Here is a 20,214-nt window from a genome sequence, read left to right on the forward strand (position 1 = left end):
CGTTTAAGTTCTTCGTTTGGAAAATATATAAACGTAATATGCGTCCGCGATAAAAACCAAAATTCCCAGGCAAAGGACGAAGTATTCCTTCGGAAAATATAAAAACAAAAACACGGTGAAAAATACGGTTCCTAAAAACTTACACCACGCGATCGGATAGGAGAATAATTTCGAATTCCCCATGCTCAAAAATAGAACGGGATACATTCCCGATATGAATAAATTTAAGATGTATGCCGAATTGGATCCGGTAAATAGGTCGTATCGATTGATATAATAGGTGTAGATCAGCGCTCCCCAAGAAATCAGCAAGACTAACAGTAAAAGTCTATATTCTAAAATACTGATGGATGTTCTGAATTGTTTTTGTCCGAATCGGATTACGTTGATAAAGATGAAAATATCCAGTACAAAAGCGATCTTATATCCCCAGTTGAGAACGATTCCCATGTCCTCCTTGATTACGAAACCCCAGAGGAATTCCCAGATTATATTTCCGCATGCGATAAATACCGGCATCTCAATAAATTGTTTCCGATTGGAATCCGCTATCAAAGCGTAATATACGTAAGCCCAGAGGATCACTCCCAAAAATAAGAAGAAATTTTCAAGAGGCGTGAATTTCCCGAGATAATAAGGATCGGTAAGAATTTTTTGCCAGAATTCCATCGTGTTACACTCCCCAGTTTCCCTTCAGAGAAGGAGGAATCTCGAATTTCGCTTTTTTACCCTTGTAGTAAAAATGATCCATCCCGAGGATAAGTTTCGACGAAAAATGAGAAACAAGTTTTTGAAAATGATCGTTTTTGCTGAGAGTTTTATCGAAGTCCATCATGATCTTTTCAAGAATCTCGCCTATGATTTCTTTCTCTTCCCAAGGCAAACCCAAGATGAGACAGTTTTCTTTTCCCAAATAACTCTGGAGAAAATACAAAGGGACTCCGTCCAATAAATTTCCAGGCAACATATATTCCATAAAATCCAAAAGTGATTTGGCAAGAATTTTCCCGCTTTCGGAGGATCTTCTTTGTTCTTGAAAGATCGCAAGGCCGATCGAATAAGCGTCCTCGTATTTTTCGGGCGAAAGTTCCGGTAGAACTCCCAGGATATGTCCCACAACTCTCCAAAGATGAATGAACGCGTTTTTTTGTTCGGAGGAAAGTTCGACGCCCGAGAACGCGAGGCCGTCCAAGATCAGACTGGAGAACGCTTGCAAGGTTCCGGCCATATCTTCCTGATTGATCGGTTCCCCCCATTCTAAATTCCATTGTCCTGATTCTTTTATGAAGCGGCGTATGGACGCGTGCATGAGTCTTACTTTTTGAGCGACTCGAATTCCGTCGCCGTTCGGAGATAAACCTCCTTCTTGCAAAACGGCTACGACGAACTGAGTCGTTTCCATCAATCTTCGATAGACTTTGTCGGTGGATCCGTTCTGTTCCACCAATCTTCCCGTATGAACAAGCACTTCGGCGCCGTTGCCGCAGGTATAACTCATGGGCAGGGATTTACAACAAAGGATCATAAGAATCTGAGGTCCGAACGAAGTGAAAATTTTTTCAGCGAGTTCGATCTTCCGGCGATCGGCCCATTCCGGTAATTCGCTCGTTTTTTCAAAGTAGTCTTTGAAGTATTCCGGAAGTTCGGAAGGGATCGGTGCGAAGTTTTTTGTGAGAGTATCGAACAGTATTAGACTTTTGAGTTTTTCTTTTTCGCCGGACAGAAAGTATTCCTCTACGATCCGATCCGCGTAAGGATCGGTCAGAGTCCTGTATTTCGTAAAATTTTGCATTGAACTTTCCTTAATTGAGTCACAAAGTTTCCACATTCGCTAAACGGTGAAAAGAAAAATAACTTTCCAGAATTCTAAAATTAGAAAGAGTTATCCAATGCAAAAAGCGAAAATTTATTTCCCAATACATTCAAAAATCTTTCTTTTCGTATGTATCGTTTTATTAATGGGTTTTTCTTCTTTGTTCGGGGTCGGTCTGTTTCAACCTTCGCATAATACGCGCTACGCGGGGATGGGCGGGGTCAATCTCGCGATCGGCGGTTCTCCTATGGATATCGCGACCAATCCCGCAAATCTTACAAAAAATCAGAGAGGCGGTTTGGAGTTCGGCATCGGTCTTCCCTATATTCGATCCACTTATAAGGACCAACTTTCGGATCCGAATCCCGATTACGCGTATTCAAATTCCCAAAATTATAATATTCTTGCGCCTTTACCTTATTTTGGTCTGAACGTTCCTATCACAAACCGCTTAAACTACGGGGTCGGGGTTTATATACCGGGGGGAGGAAACGGACAAGTCGATGGAATTCTCAGGGTGACGCCTAACGGACAATCTTTTCGGGATTGGTCCGGAATCGACATTCCCGGTCCGATCGGGGACAGTAGAAAAATCAAAGAAGACCTTCTCACCACGTTCTACGTAGTAAAGATGACTAACGCTTTGGCTTACAAGTTCGGAAATCTTTCCGTCGGGTTCGGAATCGAAGCGATCTATTCGAAGCAGATCGCCTATCAGCGATTTTACGATATCACAAACACGCTGGAGGTTCCCGGACAAGGTTTCGACTACCGGAGCAGAAACGCCTATTCTATTGGAGCCATTTTCGGCGTTACCTACGCTTTTACGGATTGGTTCAAGGCCGCTTATTCTTACCAGGCGAGAAATATTCTTCCTTTGGACGGAGGAATGCAGGTAGGAATCGGAAACGCGAACAATTATAGAAGGACCGGAGTTTCTGCGACGTTCAATCTTCCGGAAAAACACGGGATCGGCCTTTCTTTCGGAGACGAGAATCTTAGGGTTGGAATCGATTTTCTTTATTATAATTACAATTCATACGATCAATCCTTCAAACAGACCTTGGAGGATCCGTGGTTTCCGACTGCATTCGGAAAAACGAATACGGTTTCTCAAAATATCGCCTATCACGATTCGTGGGCCGGTGCGATCGGCGTTGAATATAAAACGGATTCTTTTGCATATCGTACGGGTTATCGTTACAACACGGGCGTCGTTCGATCGGAAGGGATGAGCGCGTTGCAGGCCGGAATTATGGTTCAGCAATTGGCTACTCTTGGAATCAGTTTTCTTTCGGGAAACTGGAGTTTCGATTTTGCGGTCAACTATCTCTTTTCCAGAAAGATCGTGGCCTCGCAAGGAAACGATTGGTCGGTGTTACATTCGGTATTCGGCCCGAACGACATTCGGATTTTGAATTATTCTCAGTCTTTACAGTCCGACGTTCCCGCGATCCTGTTCGGAGCTTCGTATCGATTTCAATAAGATATCTTTTGTTTCGTCCTTCTCTAGTTGACTCCGTGGACCCTACGAAGTTATCTATACGTCGATGGCTTCGCTCGATTGGGAAACGATTCGATATCCGGTATTATTGACCTTGAGCGTAAGCGCACTTTCGACTTTTGTCGCCACCGTCTTCGGTGTGTTAGGCGCATATACTTTGTCGAAAGCCGAATTTTTCGGAAAGGAGCTCGTGGATTCGATTCTTACTCTTCCGCTCGTCTTGCCGCCGACCGTGCTCGGTTATTATCTTTTGGTTCTTTTGGGAAATAAAGGAATCGTCGGATCCTTTATTTCCGATCATTTTCATTTTAGCGTTTTGTTTCATTGGTCGGGCGCGGTCATCGCCTCCGTTTTAGTTTCCTTTCCGCTGGTATACCGATCCGCGAGAGCCGCCTTGGACGACGTCGATTCCGATTTGGAAGACACGGCGAAAACTTTGGGAAAGGGAAATTTCGCCATCTTCTGGGAAATTCTTCTTCCTTTGTCCTGGAGAGGAATTCTTGCCGGAGCAATGCTTGCCTATGCAAGGGGTATGGGAGAATTCGGAGCGACTCTTATGATCGCCGGAAATATTCCCGAACGAACGCAGACCCTTTCCCTTGCGATATACGACGCGGTTCAATCCGGAAACGACGCGGTCGCGTTCAATCTTGTGGTTTTGACTTCGATTCTTTCCGTGATCATTTTGACCGCCTCCACAAAACTTTTTAAAAAATCTCATTGGTAGAATATTAGGTAAATAGAATATGCAAAAAATAATGATTGTTTTTTTAATCTCCTTTTCTCTTTTGTTGTCTCCGATTTTCGGAGAAGGGGAAAGGCAACTTATCGTCTCTGCGGCATCCAGTCTGACTCAGGCTTTCACTGAAATCGGAAAGGAATTCGAAAAGAAACATTCAATAAAGGTGTTGTTTAATTTCGGAGCTTCCGGAGTTTTACTTCAGCAGATTGAAAATGGAGCGCCGGCCGATATCTTCGCCTCCGCGGATCAGGAGACCTTAGAGAAAGGATTGGAGAAGCAACTCTTTGATCCGAAGTCTAAGAAGAATTTCGTAAGAAACAGATTGGTTCTGATCGCACCCGCCGAAACTGCGAAGATTCGTTTTCTTGCCGAACTCAAGGAAAATTTTGTTCAAAGAATTGCGATCGGAAATCCCGCGACTGTTCCGGCGGGAAGATATGCAAAGGAAGTATTAGAAAAAGAGGGGCTTTACAAAAGTCTGGAGAATAAATTCATTCCCGGTGAAAATGTGAGGCAGGTACTCGACTACGTCGCAAGGGGAGAGGTCGACGCCGGTTTTGTTTATAGGACGGACGCCGCTCTTATGCAAAATAAAGTCCGAATCGTCGTCGACGATCTAAAAACAAAACCGATTCTTTATCCGATTGTGATCGTTTCAAAAACCGAATTGCCGAAAGAGTCCAGGCTTTTTGTTGAATTTTTGAATTCTTCCGAGGCTCGGAATATTTTCGAGAAGTTTCGTTTTGCGAAAGTAGAATCGAACCTTCCATGACTTACGAAACGAAGTATCCGAATGAAAGTGACGCTTCAATGATCCGTCTTCGGTTCGGATTTGAATCGGATCAAGAATACGTGCGTTTTTCCTTAAAAGACTCGCTAATTAAAAATCGTTAACGGTTCCGCGGAATGTCTCTCGAAATAAAGATTCAAAAAACGTTATGGGATCGGAAACGTAAGTTCTTTCTCGACTTGGAATTTTCTTTTCAGAAAGATTTTTTACTGATCTGCGGACCTTCCGGTGCGGGAAAGTCACTCACATTGAAAACGATCGCCGGTTTGATCCGTCCGGATCTCGGAAGAATTTCGCTGAATAAAAACGTTTTTTTTGACGAAGAACGAAAAGTCGATCTTTCCGCGCAAAGACGCAATATCGGTTATCTTCCGCAAGGTTATTCCCTTTTTCCCCACCTTTCCGTCAGAAAGAATATCGAATTTCCTTTGAGGAGACTTTTTTTTAGTCGAATCAGGAATCAGGACAGGGAGAAAATCGAGGAAATATTAGAATTATTTGAAATACGAAACCTATCGGAAAGTTATCCTAAGAATCTTTCCGGAGGCCAAAAACAAAGAGTGGCCCTTGCGAGAGCGCTCGTGAAACGCCCGGATATTTTGCTTTTGGACGAGCCGTTTGCCGCGCTCGATTCGGAGTTGAAAGATAAGATGAGAAATGAACTGAGAAAAATTCAGAAACTCTATCGAATTCCGATTCTGATCGTTTCTCACGATCGGGACGATTCTTCATTTTTTTCCGGAGAAAGTATTACGATTGAAAACGGGAGAATATTCAAAAAATTGAATTCTTTTTAAGTTGTGAAAATCTAAAATAAACCTTTCGATGGATTGAATGCTCGGCCGGAAGCCCTTTCTGTGAGAAAATAAAATTCGATTTTGTTTGGGATCGGATTCCGAACCGGTTGTAATTGTTTTTTAAGGAGAATTCTTTCACGCAAAAAACGCATTTTTTTGCGATCTCAAGAGTTCGAAATCAGTGGATTCTAAATCGTATAATCTTCCACGTAAACTTTTACTTTTCTAAAACGAATGTGGACTGTCTCTCCGGGGAGTAAGTTGAGGTGTTGGAATTCGGTAGAGTTCAGTTGGGATTCCAGCATGGTTCCCGTGTCCAAACGTTTGAGATCCACCTTTACGACTCGGCCGGTAGAATGAATATACTGAATCTCCGCTGGAATCGTTTGACCGGAGATCGTTTTTCTTAAAATTTCAACGTCGTAAGGACGAACGTAACCCACCGCGTTTGCGTTTTCAACCTCCGAGTGTTCCGGAGCATCGACTTTGATTTCACCGAGTTGAGTTTGCCCGCCTTGGACTCTTCCGTGAAATAGGTTCACGTCTCCCAAAAAATGAAACACAAAAGAATTCTTAGGATGATTGTAAACCTCGTCTGGTGTTCCGACTTGTTCTATTTTACCGGAACGTAAGATCACTACCTTATCCGAAACTTCCAGGGCTTCTTCCTGATCGTGGGTCACGAACACACTCGTGATATGAATTTCATCGTGAAGACGTCTAAGCCAGTTCCTGAGTTCCTTTCTTACTTTGGAGTCGAGAGCGCCGAACGGTTCGTCTAACAGTAAAAAACGAGGTTCGATCGCGAGAGCCCTTGCCAGTGCGATTCTTTGTCTTTGTCCTCCGGACAATTCGGCGGGATAACGGTCGTGGAAATTCTCCAACTGAACGAGTTTCAGAAGACTCATCACTTTTTCTCTGATCGCTTCCTTGTTCGGCCTTTCCGATCTTTTTCTGACTTCGAGACCGAAGGCGATGTTTTCAAAGATGGTCATGTGACGAAAGAGCGCGTAGTGTTGAAACACAAAGCCGACCCCTCTGTCCTTCGCGTTCTTTTTTCCCACTTCTTGTCCTTCGAAGATCACTTCGCCGGAATCGGCTTCTTCCAGTCCTGCTATGATTCTGAGAAGAGTGGTCTTACCGGAGCCGGACGGTCCTAAGAGCGCGACCAATTCTCCGGAAGGAACTTCTAAAGACAAGTTGTCGATTGCGGTAAAGTTCCCGAAGCGTTTTACGATATTCTTAACTTCGATTCCCATGACTATACCTCCTCTTGGAGCGATGTTTCTTTTTTTGTTACCTTGAGTTTTCTTTCCAAGATCTGTTTTGCCACAAGCGTGATTAGGGATAAGAATACGAGCAAAGAAGCGGCCGAAAAAGCCGCGACCGAGTTGTATTCGTTATAGAGCACTTCTATCTGTAGAGGCAATGTGTTCGTTTGTCCGCGTATATGTCCCGATAAAACGGAAACGGCTCCGAATTCTCCCATAGCTCTTGCGTTGCAAAGAATGATTCCGTATAACAGTCCGTATTTGATTCCGGGGACTACGATCTTAAAGAAGACCTTAAGAGTGGACGCGCCGAGCAACAAACCCGCTTCTTCCTCTTCTATACCTTGCGATTCCAAGATCGGGGTGAGTTCTCTCGTGACGAATGGGAGCGTGATGAACACCGTCGCGAGCACAAGTCCGGGGGTATTAAAAACGATCTTGATGTCCATCTTTTCCAGCCAAGGTCCGAACCAACCCTGTCTTCCAAAAAGAAGAATAAAGATCAGACCGGAGATCACGGGAGAAACAGAAAACGGAGAATCGATGATCGTCAAAAGCCAACTCTTTCCGGGAAAATCGAATCGAGTCACCGCAAAGGAAGACAAAATTCCGAAAACGGTATTCAATGGCACTGCGATCGCAACGACCAATAACGTCAGCTTGAAAGCCGAAATGGTATCGGGTTCCTGAATTCCTTCCAGATAAGCGCCGACCCCTTTCGAAAAGGCTTCGTGAAAAACCGTGTAGATCGGAAGTAGCAAGATCAAACCTGTGAATAAAAATACCAATCCGATGAGGATGCTTCGTGCAAATAAGGATTCTTGTCTCATCCCTTTCTCCTTGCGGATAACGTTTGAATAATATTAATACCTAATAATATGCTAAAGGAGATCACGAGCATGATGAATGCGATCCCGGTTGCTTCTTCGTATTCGTATTGTTCGAGTTTGGTCACGATGAGTAAAGGGAGAATTTCGGTTTTACCAGGAAGGTTTCCCGAGATAAAAACGACCGATCCGTATTCTCCGATTCCTCTCGCAAAAGCCATCGCAGCGCCGGTAATCATCGGAGGAATGAGCTCTGGAAAGATGATCCTTCTAAAAATTTGCCAGCGATTCGCCCCCAGACAATACGCTGATTCTTCCAGTTCTTTCGGAAATTCTTCCAGGACCGGCTGCACGGTCCTCACCACAAAAGGAAATCCGATGAATACGAGAGCGATCACGATTCCGATCGGAGTATAGGCGATTTTGATTCCGTAAGGATCCAAGAGTTTTCCGATGATTCCGTTCTTCGTGTAAATGGTGGTTAACGCGATTCCGGCGACCGCGGTCGGCAGGGTGAAAGGAAGATCGACTAGAGAATCCAATAACGACTTTCCCGGAAACTCGTAACGGACAAGGACCCACGCGAATAAAAAACCTATAAATAAATTTACAAGGGCCGCGATCGCTCCGGCGCCGAAGCTCAAATAAAGAGCCGAAAGAATTCTTTCATTCGTAAGAAGTTTCCAAAAACCTCCCCAGCCGATGCCCGTGCTTTTTAGAAAAAGAGCGCCTAACGGAATGACGACCAACAAACTCAAGTAGGTCACGGTCAGACCGAGGCTGATTCCAAAGGCCGACTTCCCGTAGGGTCTGGTTCTTACTTTCAAAATGGACAATTGATTTCTCTTTTACAAATTCTGTTTCGATTTATTTCGAGTAAACCTGATCGAAGATTCCGCCTTCGGCGAAATGTTTTTCCTGGGCTTTTTTCCAAGAACCTTCCACGTCTCTGATCGTAAATAGTTTCAAATTTTTGAATGTACTTTTATACTTTGCCAGGACCTTCGTATCCGCGGGACGATAGTAGTTTTTTGCGATTACTTCCTGTCCTTCGGGAGTATATAAGAATTTTAGATAATTCTCCGCAACCTTGAGAGTCCCGTGTTTCTCCGCGTTTTTCGTAACGACCGCGACGGAAGGTTCCGCCAAAATGCTGACCGACGGAAATATGATTTCAACTTGAGAATTGGGTTGGTTCGCCGTCTCTTTCAGAGCGAGGTGCGCTTCATTCTCCCAAGAGATCAGCACGTCTCCGATTCCTCTTTGAACAAATGTGGTCAGAGAACCTCTCGCACCCGAATCCAAAACGAGCACGTTTTTATAGAGATTCTTTACGAATTCTTTTGCCTTTTCATCGGAACCGTATTTTCCTTTGGCGAAACCCCATGCCGCGAGGTAATTCCATCTCGCGCCTCCGCCGGTTTTCGGGTTAGGGGTTACGACTCCGATTCCCGGTTTTACGAGATCGTCCCAGTCCTTGATATTCTTCGGATTTCCTTTTCTTACCAAGAGGACGATCGCAGAAGTATAAGGAGAACTTTGGTGCGGAAGCAGATTCTCCCAATCGGTCGAAAGCAATTTCGATTTTTCCGCGATGGCTTCGATGTCCTGGGCAAGAGCTAAAGTTACTACGTCCGCCTCTAGTCCGTCGATTACGGCTCGGGCTTGTTTGCCCGAACCTCCGTGAGACTGATTGACGACCAAGTCTTCTCCGGTTTGTTTTTTCCAGTGAGAGACGAAGAGTTTGTTGATTTGAGAATAGAGTTCCCGTGTCGGATCGTAGGAAACGTTTAAGAGTTTTGTTTGGGAAAGTAGGCCGGAAGAACCTATAAAAAAGAGAATGGTGGTAAGGATGAGTTTTGCTAATTTTGAGTTCATTCTGATCGTTCCTGGATTGTTTTCTACAACAAAGTGAACAAATATCTAATTTATTAGATATTTGTTCCCAATAATTATAAAGACTGCTTGGAAGTAAAGAATTTTGTATTCTTTGTAGACTTTTTGCGTTTCAGTCCTTGGGGAGGATTCTTTGAGTAATTGAAAACCTCGAAAATAGGGAAAGCGAACAAAGAGAAGCCAGTTTATAAACTGATTTCCCTTTGCTCGGAAGGCTTGGATTTATTTTACGTAGAGTTGGTCGAAAGAGGCGCCATCCGCAAAGTGATCCTTTTGCGCTTTGTGCCATCCTCCGAAATGACCGTCGACGGTGATCAAATCCAATTTTGGAAATTTGGATTCGTATTTTTTGAGAACGGCTTGGTTTCTCGGGCGATATCCGTGTTTGGCAATAATTTCTTGAGCTGATTCCGAATAGAGGGACTTGAGATAAGCCTTCGCCGTTTCCAGAGTTCCGTGTTTTTCGGCGTTCTTTTCAACGATTGCGACGGGCGGTTCCGCAAGAATGCTGAGAGAAGGAAACACGACTTCGTATTTGTCCTTTCCGAATTCTTCCAAGATAAGAAAGGATTCGTTTTCCCACGCGATTAAGACGTCGCCGATTCCGTTTTGAGCGAACGTGTTGCTCGAGCCTCTGGCTCCCGAGTCTAAAACGGGAACATTCTTAAATAATGTTTTTATAAAGTCCTGAACCTTGGAGGTATCGTTGTTGAATTTTTTCTGAGCGAAAGCCCAAGCTGCGAGGTAGTTCCATCTGGCGCCTCCGCTTGTTTTCGGGTTCGGCGTGATCACCCCGACTTTCGGTTTTACGAGATCGTCCCAGTCCTTGATATTCTTAGGATTTCCTTTTCTTACCACGAAGACAATCGTAGAAGTATAAGGCGTGCTGTTGTTCGGCAGACTTTTCAACCAATCCCTTGCGATCAAACCTTTGGATGCGATGATATCGATATCGTAGGCAAGAGCAAGAGTCACGATGTCCGCTTCCAATCCGTCGATCACCGATCTGGCCTGCTTTCCGCTTCCGCCGTGGGACTGATTGATGCGAACGTCGTCTCCGGTCTTCGACTTCCAGTAGTTTGCGAATAGTTTGTTATATTCCGCATACAATTCCCTGGTCGGATCGTAGGAAACGTTCAGTAGTGTCACGTCCTTTGCGGAGAGGTTCATGTTTCCCATCGTCCAGAAAAACGTGATTGCTGCGATTTTGAATATTTTTGTTTTCATCATTTTATTCCTAACTTCTAATTTTGATTACATTGCAAACTGAACAAAGAGAAAGAAGCTGTATGACTTTCCGTCCAGGGTGTATCGATCGTTTACGTTAGTCGCCCATGGATTGACTCTTGCGTTTCTGACCGAATCTCCGGCGAGAAGATAAGAACCTCCGGTCCAGATCGAAACGTAATCTTTGAGATAATACTGATAGATCACGTCGAATTCGTAGAACAACCGTTTGCCTCCTCTTTCTCCCAGTTTATAACCTCCGAAAGCCGAGCCGGAGGCGTTTTCGGTCGTAAGTCCGGTGTTAGGCGCGCCGCCCGAAGAATACCAAGCGTCGTTTTCGGACGCTTTTTGAACGTCGTAGGCGACGAAAATAAATCTTCCGTAGTTTGCGGAGTTATACATCAAATGAATCGATTTGGTTCTTGTGTTCGACCAGAACGTGGCGTTTACGATCCCGTTACCCGAATCGAAGTAGGGAAAACCGCCGGATCTTGTCGCAAAGGATGCGTCATAGGTGGCGACTTTGTTATCGGTCCTGTTTGGATCCCCGGAAGCGATCGAGTATTGGATTCCGACTCTGAATCGATCAAAAAAAGTGTAACCGGTCTGAGCGATGAAATACTTCGAGTCGTATTGAACGTTTTCGGTATAAATTCTCGCGGAATTCGATTTGCCATCCACGGTTTGTTTGAGTTGGTCCCAACCCGCGTTTACCCTTTGTCCGTTAAATCCGTATTGCCAGGAACCTTCGAGCGTCCAGTCCCAGGATTTTGTTTTTGGTAAACGATTGCTATCGGTCCGGTTTGTTAAGCGAAATCCAACCGTATTTAAATCGTCCCTTTGTCTGGTTCTATCTAAACTGGATGTAGGGGTTGGACCTTGTTCCCATTTTTTATCGATGTTGAAATAGTAGAAGTCTACGAGAAAGTCTTCGAATTTAAGTGTGTTGTAAAGACCAGAAAGATACGTATCGTTGACGGTTCCTCTTTTGACTCCGTTTGCGGTATTGTTCCCGCTTCCTGCGTTTGAGTCTTCGGCGATGACGGACGTAAAGGCTTCCGAGTTGAAATACTTGGAATTGTATTTCACTCTGGCTCCGTCGAAGGAGTTGCCGGTTTGACCGTCGTTTCTTCCGCCGATATATCTGTTATCGCCGAAACCGAAAATTTGTCTTCCGATGTAGACCTCGAATCCTTCCGCGAAATTTTTCAACTGAACGAAACCTTCTCTTAGATCCGTATTGTTTTTTACGCTGACGGAATTGTTTGCGGTAGGCGCTGAGCTGAGTTCCACACCCGCCGAGTTCGAAAGTCCGAGGTAGCCGAGTTGGCCGTCTTTACGAGACTGTTCTCCGCCGAAGACGCGAACGTCTTGGATCGTGACTTTCGCTGCCACGTAAGGACTCGGGTCTATGATAAAGGAAACCTGAGAATTTTGAGTCGCATAGTTTCTATCGTCCTGAGTTCGCTTATCAAAATCCGCGTTATGACTGTAATCAAAACGAGGACGCACTTGAAAGCCCACTCGAAAGATATCGCCGAGCCAGAGACGGTCGACCTTTCGAACGGCGTCCTGGTGTTCCGGAGAAAGGAGCATTGATTTCATAAATTCGCCGGGAAGTTTTCCTTTGTAAGGACTTTTGTAGGGTTCTTCTTTTGCGAGTTCCTGTTGAATTTCAGGAATCCCTTTGCCGTCGTTCGGCTGTTCTTCGTATTTCACATCCGCAGGGGGATCCAAGTTCAAAACAGGACCGGACTCAGAAGTTTTCGTTTTCTTTGCGTCTTGAGAGAATAGGCCAAATGTTAGAGTACAGATGAAGAAAACTCCCGTAATCATTTTAGTTGCAGTGTGTTTCACCTCGTCCCTCCTTAAGAAATTTTTAACCAGGAAAGATTTGATTCCTGTTATAGTCAACAAGTAATTCGTTATATTGGATATTTAGGATAAAAAAACAGGATTTTATTTGTTTTTACGGTAAATTTTCCGAGAAAAAGGAGAGTTTCTGTTTAAAACAGAGGGCCTTGGCTGAAAAATCTGAATTGTGGGAACTCTTACTTTACAATAGCAAAGTGTCTCGTCTCACCGGAACAAAGTTATAAGATGAAAATCGTTTTCCCATCTTCTCCGTTTCAGATTTTTTTTTGGAGTTTTGAAATAAACAAGGCAGAACGTTTCATTTCTTAAATCGAATAAAAAAGAATTTGAACAGTTTTAGAAACTTGGAAAGATATTTCCCCGATGTCCGGAAACTTTTTGCAGCTCGAAATTCCATTTCTAAAAAAAAGGATTCCGCGTTTTCGGAAAATTCTTCCCGTTTTATTCTACGTTTGGTTTTTTCTTTTTATTCTTTCCTCCTGTTCGAGACCGAAAGCCCCGCTCGCAAAATCGGGAATTCTCGACGCATCTTCTTGGGATTTTCCGAAAGACGGAAGTTTGACTCTTCGCGGAGAATGGATGTTTTATTGGGCCGGATGGAAATATTTACCGATGGGAAAATCGGAAACGAATGTCCTAAGATCCGGTGAGATCGTCTACGTCCCGTCGACTTGGAACGGCGGTTCTCGAACGGGAAAAGGATTCGGAACGTATCAACTCGACGTCAGACTTCCGGATCGAATCCGGAGATTCGGATTGATTCTTCCGGATCAAAGTTCTTCCTATGAACTCTTTTTAAACGGTAAACTCGCTTTGAGTTCCGGAAAAATCGTAAGAAACGAAGACGGAAGTCCCAGAGAAGTGGAAGAGGGGATCCGGCCTTTGTTTTTCGAATTTGAATCCGACGGAAAAAATCTGGAAATCGTATTACAAATCGCGAATGAAGATTTGAGGTTGGGGGGATTCTGGTCTCCGATCGTTCTGGGGGAGGCGGAGTCCTTAAGAGGAGAATGGGACCGGACTCTTCGATTGGATTCTTTTTTGGCGGGAGGTTTGTTCGTTATGGCGTTCTTGCATCTTTCCTTCTTTTTAATGAGAAGAAAAGAAACGCAGTCTCTCTATTTCGGAATTTTTTGTCTTTTGATGGGATTTCGGAGTCTTTTTCCCGGAAATCGATTGATACTCGAATATACCGATCGAATAGATTACGAAAATATAATACGAATCGAATATCTTACCTTTTATCTTTCGGTTCCCATTTTTTTAAATTACATTCTTACGCTTTATCCAAGGGACTTAAAAAGAATTTTCGTGGATATACTCTGGTGGATTTCCGCGGTCGCTTCCTCTATCGTTTTGTTTTTTCCGATGAAGGTGTTTACTTATACGATTCCGATTTATTATCTGAACGCTTTCTTTGCGGGAAGTCTGGGACTTTTTACTCTGATTCGAGCGGTGCGTAGAAAAAGGGAGGGAGCGATTATTCTTTTGAGCGGATTTCTGTTTATCTATCTCGCCATGATCAACGATCTCCTCTACGTTAGTTACTTTTTAGAAACCGGATATTACAGTTCGATCGGGACTTTTATTTTTTTAGCGGCGCAATCGGTTTCACTTTCGGTTCGTAATTCGAAAAACATGGAGAGGCTTTTTGATCTTTCGCGGAACTTGGAGAAGAAGGTGGAGGAAAGGACGAATCGATTGAGGTTGGCCCTTCGTTCCATTCATGAAGATCTGGACATGGCCGCAAAGATTCAAGCCGACTTTTTGGAAGTTCCGGAGAATTCTTATCTCGAGGAAGAAGGAATCCGTATAAAAACATTCTATCAGCCGATCTCGACGGTCGGAGGCGATTTTTATAATATTCGAAAGATAGGAAAACGAAAGATAAGAATTTTTATCGCCGACGCGATCGGACACGGGATCCAGGCTTCTTTGATCACGATGGTGATCCGAAGCGAATACACATCCTTGTTCGATATGAATCTATCTCCAGGCGAATTCCTGACGAAACTTTCCAAGAAGTTCGCTTCCAGAATCGGGGACGTGAGTCCATTTTTTTCAGGTTTGATATTGGATTTGGATCTGAACGCGAATCGAATTCATTTTTCAAGTTCCGGAAATCCCGCCTGTATTTTGACCGGGGAAGGAAAGTCGGAATCTCTTCAGCTCATAGGTCCTTATGCGGGAATGCTTCCGAAACACAGGTATGCGGAATCTTCTTACGATCTGCCGAAGGACTTTCGATTGATTCTTTTTACCGATGGATTGCCCGATCGATTTTTGTTTTCCGGAGACGAATACGAATCTTTTTCGATCGAAGAGTGGGTTCGAAATAGAATCGATCGGCCTTTGGAAAACGTCTGCGCGGATCTATTGGATTTGGCCAATTCTTTACCTTTGCCCGATTTTAAAAAAGACGATATCACTCTTCTTGGAATCGAAAGATCGAATTTGGAATAGTTGAGGTTTTTCGATTTATAGAAAAGGGTTCTGAAAAAAGATGACAATACGCGGATTCGATTGGAATCTTTTCAAGATCTTAGAATCCCAAGGAGTCTGATATGGCTTACAAACTCGACGGCGCAAAGTTCCCGACCTTGGAAGAATTGATCGCGGCCCTCTATCCTCTCTACGCCGATAAAATGTCCGAAGCCGATTTTAAAAAATACGTTCAGGAGAACGCAAAGCAGGAATGACTTTTTTTCGTTCCTCTCTTTCGGAGGAATGAAAGACTTCGATTCTTATCCGTTTTGCTTGTCAGGAAATCGGGTTTCGTAAGAATCATCCCATGCAAATCATCCCGGGGAAATGGAAAATTCCTCACGCCGCAAGAAAGCCGCTCGTATTTTTTCTAGTTCTTCTTTTTCTTTCCATCCAGTTTCGTTTTTTATTTTCGGACTCGGTTCCGGATTCGGTCTCCTTGCAGAATCAATATCTGATCGCGCAGGACTATCAGATTCTTTTTAAGAATTTTTTATCCTCCGGCTACGATCGTTCTCTTCAGGGAGGAAGCCCCACATTCTACTTTCAATCTCCGTTTTTCTTTTTTCTCGTTTCCTTTTTACACACGTTCTTTCTGTTTTTTCTTCCGTTCGGCGTCTCGTTCAACTTGGGAATTCTTCTGACGCTCTTTCTGTTTTCCTATGCGTTTTTAAAACTCGGATTTCTCTTTCTAACGGAAACCAATCTCAGTCCCGGAAACGCGCTTCTTGCGATGACGGGTTTGATGTTTTATTTTTTATATCCCGGTGATCGGGTTGTAGGCGCGGGCGTGGTCGGAGTTTTTCAAAATTCCATCTCATCCGTGTTAGGTCTCGGCTTTGCGATCCTTGCGATCTACTATTTGGAAAAGTTTCGCTACACGGGAAAAGTTTCCTCTTTTGCAAAGAATCTGATCACGGGTTCCCTCGTGTTTTATACGCACTATGAGATGTCGCTTTTTTACGTCATTTCGCTGGGAATTTATTTTCTCTTTTACAAAGACGAATTCGGGTTTTTGGAAATTCTTCTTATCTTTCTTTTACCGATTCTTGTGGCCTTGCCCGTTCTGTGGAATTATTTTGCGTATGTTCCCTTTCAACAGAATCCGCCCGTTTCCTTTCCGATCAACGGGCTTCTTTCCCTTTTGGGCGAGGAATTTTCGAACTCCGTATCAAGACCGGAGAAAATTTTGGAAGTGTTCAAGCAGATTCTGATCGATCAATACTGGATCCATCTTTTGTTTCCGATTCTTTTTGTGATCGGAATCCGATTGTTGTTTATCAGAAAGTTATTACCGCCGATTTCAAGATTTCTAATATTCGGGACCCTTCTTTTTTATTGGATGGCGACCGATTCTTCTTTGTCATTGATTCTTCCTTGGTTGCACGTTAAGTGGTACACCGCTCTCAATGTTTCCCTCGTGTTTCTCACGTTTGCGGCGCTTGTCACGGCTCGATTCTTTTTGAAAAACCTTCCCCCCGGAAGATGGAAGCTCTGGACGGGACTCGTCCTTTTCATTTTAGGAATGTATCGATTTATAGTCACGATTCCCGGACCTTCCACGGGGATCGAAAGTCTTTCGAAAACGCCTTCCTCTATCTGGACTCAGAGAGAAGAATGGAATCGGATTCTGAAAGAAATCCCTTATTCTTCTCTTGTGGCTTCGGAAGAAATCGCGGGAGGAGGAAGTTCTCTGGATTCCAGGTGGGCTTCCGTTCTCGTAAGACAATCCGTTAGACGAAATATCGTTTTGCAGAATCGTTTCGAAAATTCTCTGCCTTCCTCTCCTGAGGAAATCATCCAGCTTTTTCCCTCGCAGGGACCGAAGAGTTCTCTTGTTACTTTCGGGAAACGCGCCAATCTTCGCCCGGTGCAGGAACGGGATAAACTTTCGGATTTGTTTCTGCGTCTTTTACGGGAAAGAGGAGTGACTCATCTTTTTTTAAAGTCCGAAGCACTCAATCAATTCACTCTGAATCTTCCGGATTCTTTTAGACAGATCGCGAAAAAGGGGGAATGGATTCTCTGGGAGTTGAACTCCGCCAAACCGCCGTTAGAGCTTTTATCCGTCAAGCCCTGGGCCTTGCTGACCGACGAAGCGGGACAAGAAAGAAGGACTTCTATCAGATCCGAAGATCTTTCCGAATTTGCGTTACAATCTCTTTTTGCGCTTTCCATTTCACTGGTTCCGATCACGAGCGAAGAATACAAAACGAACGAGAATTCTTTTTCCGGAGCGTTTTCGTTTTCCAATCTGAAAGCGGAGCTTCAAAAATTAATTTCAGCCCGTGAAGAGGAAAATTCGAAGAAAAAACAACGGAAGGGAAATTCCGATCCGGTGCAAAATGAGAATACGACCGGAACGGAGATTCATCCGTTTTCTTGGGATGATTCTCGGATCGTTTGGGAACTCCCGCGGCTTTCCAAGGAAGGAGAATGTTTTCCGGTGCTCGTTCGTTCCGGATTCTTTCCCTTATGGAAGTCCGAAAACGGAGAAACGATCTATAGAACTCTGGAAGGACAATTTTATTTTTGTTCGAAACACAAGGAGAATAAATTCGTATTTTATGATATTCGATCCTACTTGATCACCTTTCTTCAATTACTTTTGCCTATTCTGTTTTTCGGCGCGACCTTTTTGAATCGAAGGAAACTTTCCAATTGATTTTTTTCGCGTCTTCCAAATCGGTTAAAACCCCTTTTAGAAAAAGACAGATCTTTTCCAATTCTCTTCTCGTCGCTTTTTCGGCGGCGATCCTCGGTATTTTATTTTTTGGGAATCCGGAAACTCCTCTTTCCAAGATCGTCTTATCCGCGTTAGAGGGTGGTCTGATCGGAGGGCTTTGTGATTGGTTCGCAGTTTGGAAAACGTATAAGGCGATCGAAGAGGATAGCTCCGTTCTCGCTGGGGAAATCGGAAACTGGGTTGCGGGAGACCTTTTACACCACGAAGTGATCCGTTCCAGAATCAGAATGGTTTTGGAGGATCCTGCGACTCGAGACGACGTTCACGAAGTCCTTTTGGAGACTTTCGGAAACGAAACAAAGACTGCGGAAGTTTTGAATCAGCTCTTCGAAAGAGTGGAAGAGGACATCGTTGAATACATAGTTCATTATCAATTTTCCGGAACCGATGTCGCATTATTGAAAGAATTAAACCGACAAAAGGAAATTATGGATACGATCAAACTTTTAATCGGAGAATCCATGATTCGGGTCGCGGACACGGACGAGTTCAGATCCCTTTTGCAGGAAATATTAGGAAAGATGAATTTAGTCGCCCAAGTGGTTTTAAGTCTTGTCGTCGACTTTCCAAAAAAATTAAAAGAATACGGAACTCACGTAAAACAGGGACTTGTCATCGAATCCAAGGACGAGAAGACGATCGAGAAACTCGTAAATCTGATGGCGGCTTCCACGGAGACTTATATCTCTTCTTGGAACGAACTTCCTCTGGAGCAGAGAGAAAAGGCGGTTCGTTCCCTGATGGGATTTTTGAAGGATCAGGCGAGTCGTCTTTTGGGAACGCTGATCCAGACCCATCTCAAAGAAATCGGCGAAATCAGAACTCTTCAGGAATACGCGCCGCTCCGTTCCGTTTTGGAGTTTGTGGAGAAAAGGGTAGACGAAGGTGTATCGGGTTATATTGGAAAACAGATCACAACCCGACTTCAGAGTTTGGACCCGAAAGATTTAAGGAAGAATTTAGAATGGAAGACTCGAAACGTTTTGGAGACGATTCGAATCAACGGAAGTATTCTCGGATTTTTTCTCGGATCCGCCACGGGTCTCATTCGATTCTTCTTTTGAATTTTATTCGTTGATACTTTGTGTTGGATCGAGTCGACTTTTTCGATTTCCAAAAAAACGATTTTACTTTTTTACTCTCTAAAAATCCGAAAAAACGAATTACAGTGCTTTGTCTCGATTCTGTGTTCGGTTTGTTGCGCTCTAAAAAAAGAACCAGAAAAAGGAAAGATTCCGGATTGAAACTCAAAAAGAGAAACGAAGTCGGAATCGATTTGCGATTTCAGAGTCTAACTCTTAGGAGATATATGGACGCAGTATACCACGCACAGGAAACAAGAGGGAAGGTGGACTTTGGATGGCTGAGGAGCAGACATACTTTCAGTTTCAGTTCTTATTATGAACCGAGTCGGGTTCAATTCGGGAAACTCAGAGTTCTCAACGACGATATCGTAATCGGAGGGAAGGGATTTCCTCCACATCCTCACGATAATATGGAAATCGTTTCGATTCCCCTTTCCGGAAGTTTGGAGCACAAGGACAGCGAGGGAAACAGCTCGATTATCCGTTCCGGAGAAGTGCAGATCATGTCCGCGGGAACCGGGATCGTACATTCCGAATACAACGCCTCTCCAACCGAGCCCGTGAACTTCTTACAGATTTGGATCCTTCCGGATAAGATGGGCATCGCTCCGCGTTACGAACAGAAGAAGTTTAACATGGAAGAACGCGATGGAAAATTTCAAACCGTGGTTTCTCCGGAAAAGGAAAGCGGAGCCGTCTGGATCAACCAAAACGTAACTTTTTCGCTTGCTCACGGAAAGAAAGAATTAAATATTCCTTATATTCCAAAAAATGAAAGTGGTGGAGTGTATTTTTTTCTGATTTCCGGTTCCGTCGAGATCGGCGGCAAAAAATTGAACGCAAGGGACGGATTGGGATTGCCGGCTCTTCCAAGATTTGACGTTCGTTTTTTGGAAGAATCCGAAATTCTTGCGATCGATACTCCCTTCTGAGAGTCCGAAGCGAAGGAGTTCCTACAAAAATCATTATTTTAGGGTCTGTCCTATAGTTTGGAATGTGGGAACTCACACAAGCAGATTATAATTTTCTAAAATGCGAATCCTTCTCTTTCGAGATTCTCATACGGATTCCAGTTCTGATCGGAGTTCCCACATTCCAAACTATAGGACAGACCCTAAAATAATGATTTTTGTAGGAACTCCTTCGCTTCGGACTCT

Annotated in this window: 17 protein-coding genes; 9 read left to right on the top strand and 8 right to left on the bottom strand. The window is 43.9% G+C overall.

Going from position 1 to position 20,214, the window contains the following annotated elements; all coding sequences use genetic code 11:
• Positions 1-3: 3 nt before the first annotated feature.
• Positions 4-669, bottom strand: coding sequence for a transmembrane-type terpene cyclase (locus CH376_RS09255; protein ID WP_100785593.1), 666 nt, complete (start codon positions 667-669; stop codon positions 4-6).
• 4 nt (positions 670-673) lie between these two features.
• Positions 674-1,792, bottom strand: coding sequence for an oxygenase MpaB family protein (locus CH376_RS09260; protein WP_100785592.1), 1,119 nt, complete (start codon positions 1,790-1,792; stop codon positions 674-676).
• Positions 1,793-1,889: 97 nt separating this feature from the next.
• Here CH376_RS09260 and CH376_RS09265 point away from each other — a divergent pair, with 97 nt between their 5' ends.
• From CH376_RS09265 to CH376_RS09280, 4 genes are all read left to right on the top strand, one after another.
• Positions 1,890-3,299, top strand: coding sequence for an OmpP1/FadL family transporter (locus CH376_RS09265; protein ID WP_100785591.1), 1,410 nt, complete (start codon positions 1,890-1,892; stop codon positions 3,297-3,299).
• Between the two features lie 64 nt (positions 3,300-3,363).
• Positions 3,364-4,044 (top strand): molybdate ABC transporter permease subunit, encoded by a 681-nt coding sequence (gene modB / locus CH376_RS09270; protein ID WP_100785590.1) that lies wholly within the window; start codon positions 3,364-3,366, stop codon positions 4,042-4,044.
• 31 nt (positions 4,045-4,075) lie between these two features.
• On the top strand, positions 4,076-4,831 hold the full coding sequence (gene modA / locus CH376_RS09275; protein WP_243394722.1) for a molybdate ABC transporter substrate-binding protein: 756 nt from the start codon (positions 4,076-4,078) through the stop codon (positions 4,829-4,831).
• A 134-nt stretch (positions 4,832-4,965) separates the two neighbouring features.
• Positions 4,966-5,646: an ABC transporter ATP-binding protein gene (locus CH376_RS09280; protein WP_100785588.1), complete on the top strand. Its 681-nt coding sequence runs from the start codon at positions 4,966-4,968 to the stop codon at positions 5,644-5,646.
• A 188-nt stretch (positions 5,647-5,834) separates the two neighbouring features.
• Here CH376_RS09280 and CH376_RS09285 read toward each other — a convergent pair whose 3' ends face one another.
• The 6 genes from CH376_RS09285 to CH376_RS09310 all read right to left on the bottom strand — a co-directional run bounded on the left by CH376_RS09285 (position 5,835) and on the right by CH376_RS09310 (position 12,703).
• Positions 5,835-6,905, bottom strand: a complete 1,071-nt coding sequence (locus CH376_RS09285; RefSeq protein WP_100785587.1) for a sulfate/molybdate ABC transporter ATP-binding protein — start codon at positions 6,903-6,905, stop codon at positions 5,835-5,837.
• Positions 6,906-6,907: 2 nt separating this feature from the next.
• Positions 6,908-7,747, bottom strand: coding sequence for a sulfate ABC transporter permease subunit CysW (cysW, locus tag CH376_RS09290; RefSeq protein ID WP_100785586.1), 840 nt, complete (start codon positions 7,745-7,747; stop codon positions 6,908-6,910).
• Entirely contained in the window at positions 7,744-8,580 is an 837-nt protein-coding gene (gene cysT / locus CH376_RS09295; RefSeq protein ID WP_165781749.1) for a sulfate ABC transporter permease subunit CysT, read from the bottom strand. The genes cysW and cysT overlap by 4 nt, the downstream gene beginning before the upstream one ends.
• A 31-nt stretch (positions 8,581-8,611) precedes the next feature.
• Positions 8,612-9,622, bottom strand: coding sequence for a sulfate ABC transporter substrate-binding protein (locus tag CH376_RS09300; RefSeq protein WP_100785585.1), 1,011 nt, complete (start codon positions 9,620-9,622; stop codon positions 8,612-8,614).
• 240 nt (positions 9,623-9,862) lie between these two features.
• Positions 9,863-10,867 carry a sulfate ABC transporter substrate-binding protein gene (locus CH376_RS09305; protein ID WP_100785584.1) on the bottom strand — a complete coding sequence of 335 codons (1,005 nt, stop codon included), beginning with the start codon at positions 10,865-10,867 and terminating at the stop codon, positions 9,863-9,865.
• A 27-nt stretch (positions 10,868-10,894) separates the two neighbouring features.
• Positions 10,895-12,703, bottom strand: a complete 1,809-nt coding sequence (locus CH376_RS09310; RefSeq protein ID WP_100785583.1) for an alginate export family protein — start codon at positions 12,701-12,703, stop codon at positions 10,895-10,897.
• A gap of 402 nt (positions 12,704-13,105) precedes the next feature.
• On the opposite strand from CH376_RS09310, the gene CH376_RS09315 reads away from it, so the two are divergent.
• The 5 genes from CH376_RS09315 (at position 13,106) to CH376_RS09335 (ending at position 19,989) form a co-directional block, all read left to right on the top strand.
• Complete coding sequence (locus tag CH376_RS09315) at positions 13,106-15,205, top strand: PP2C family protein-serine/threonine phosphatase (RefSeq protein ID WP_100785582.1); 2,100 nt, start codon at positions 13,106-13,108, stop codon at positions 15,203-15,205.
• A 101-nt stretch (positions 15,206-15,306) separates the two neighbouring features.
• Entirely contained in the window at positions 15,307-15,441 is a 135-nt protein-coding gene (locus CH376_RS24730) for a hypothetical protein (protein ID WP_100785581.1), read from the top strand.
• A gap of 92 nt (positions 15,442-15,533) precedes the next feature.
• Entirely contained in the window at positions 15,534-17,891 is a 2,358-nt protein-coding gene (locus CH376_RS09325) for a hypothetical protein (RefSeq protein WP_100785580.1), read from the top strand.
• On the top strand, positions 17,891-19,036 hold the full coding sequence (locus CH376_RS09330) for a DUF445 family protein (protein WP_420843542.1): 1,146 nt from the start codon (positions 17,891-17,893) through the stop codon (positions 19,034-19,036). Before CH376_RS09325 ends, CH376_RS09330 begins: the two co-directional genes overlap by 1 nt.
• A 245-nt stretch (positions 19,037-19,281) precedes the next feature.
• The gene (locus tag CH376_RS09335) at positions 19,282-19,989 is read left to right on the top strand and encodes a pirin family protein (protein WP_100785654.1); all 708 of its coding nucleotides are present in this window, start codon (positions 19,282-19,284) and stop codon (positions 19,987-19,989) included.
• Positions 19,990-20,214: the final 225 nt, after the last annotated feature.

It is taken from the genome of Leptospira adleri (assembly GCF_002811985.1).
GTDB lineage: Bacteria > Spirochaetota > Leptospiria > Leptospirales > Leptospiraceae > Leptospira > Leptospira adleri.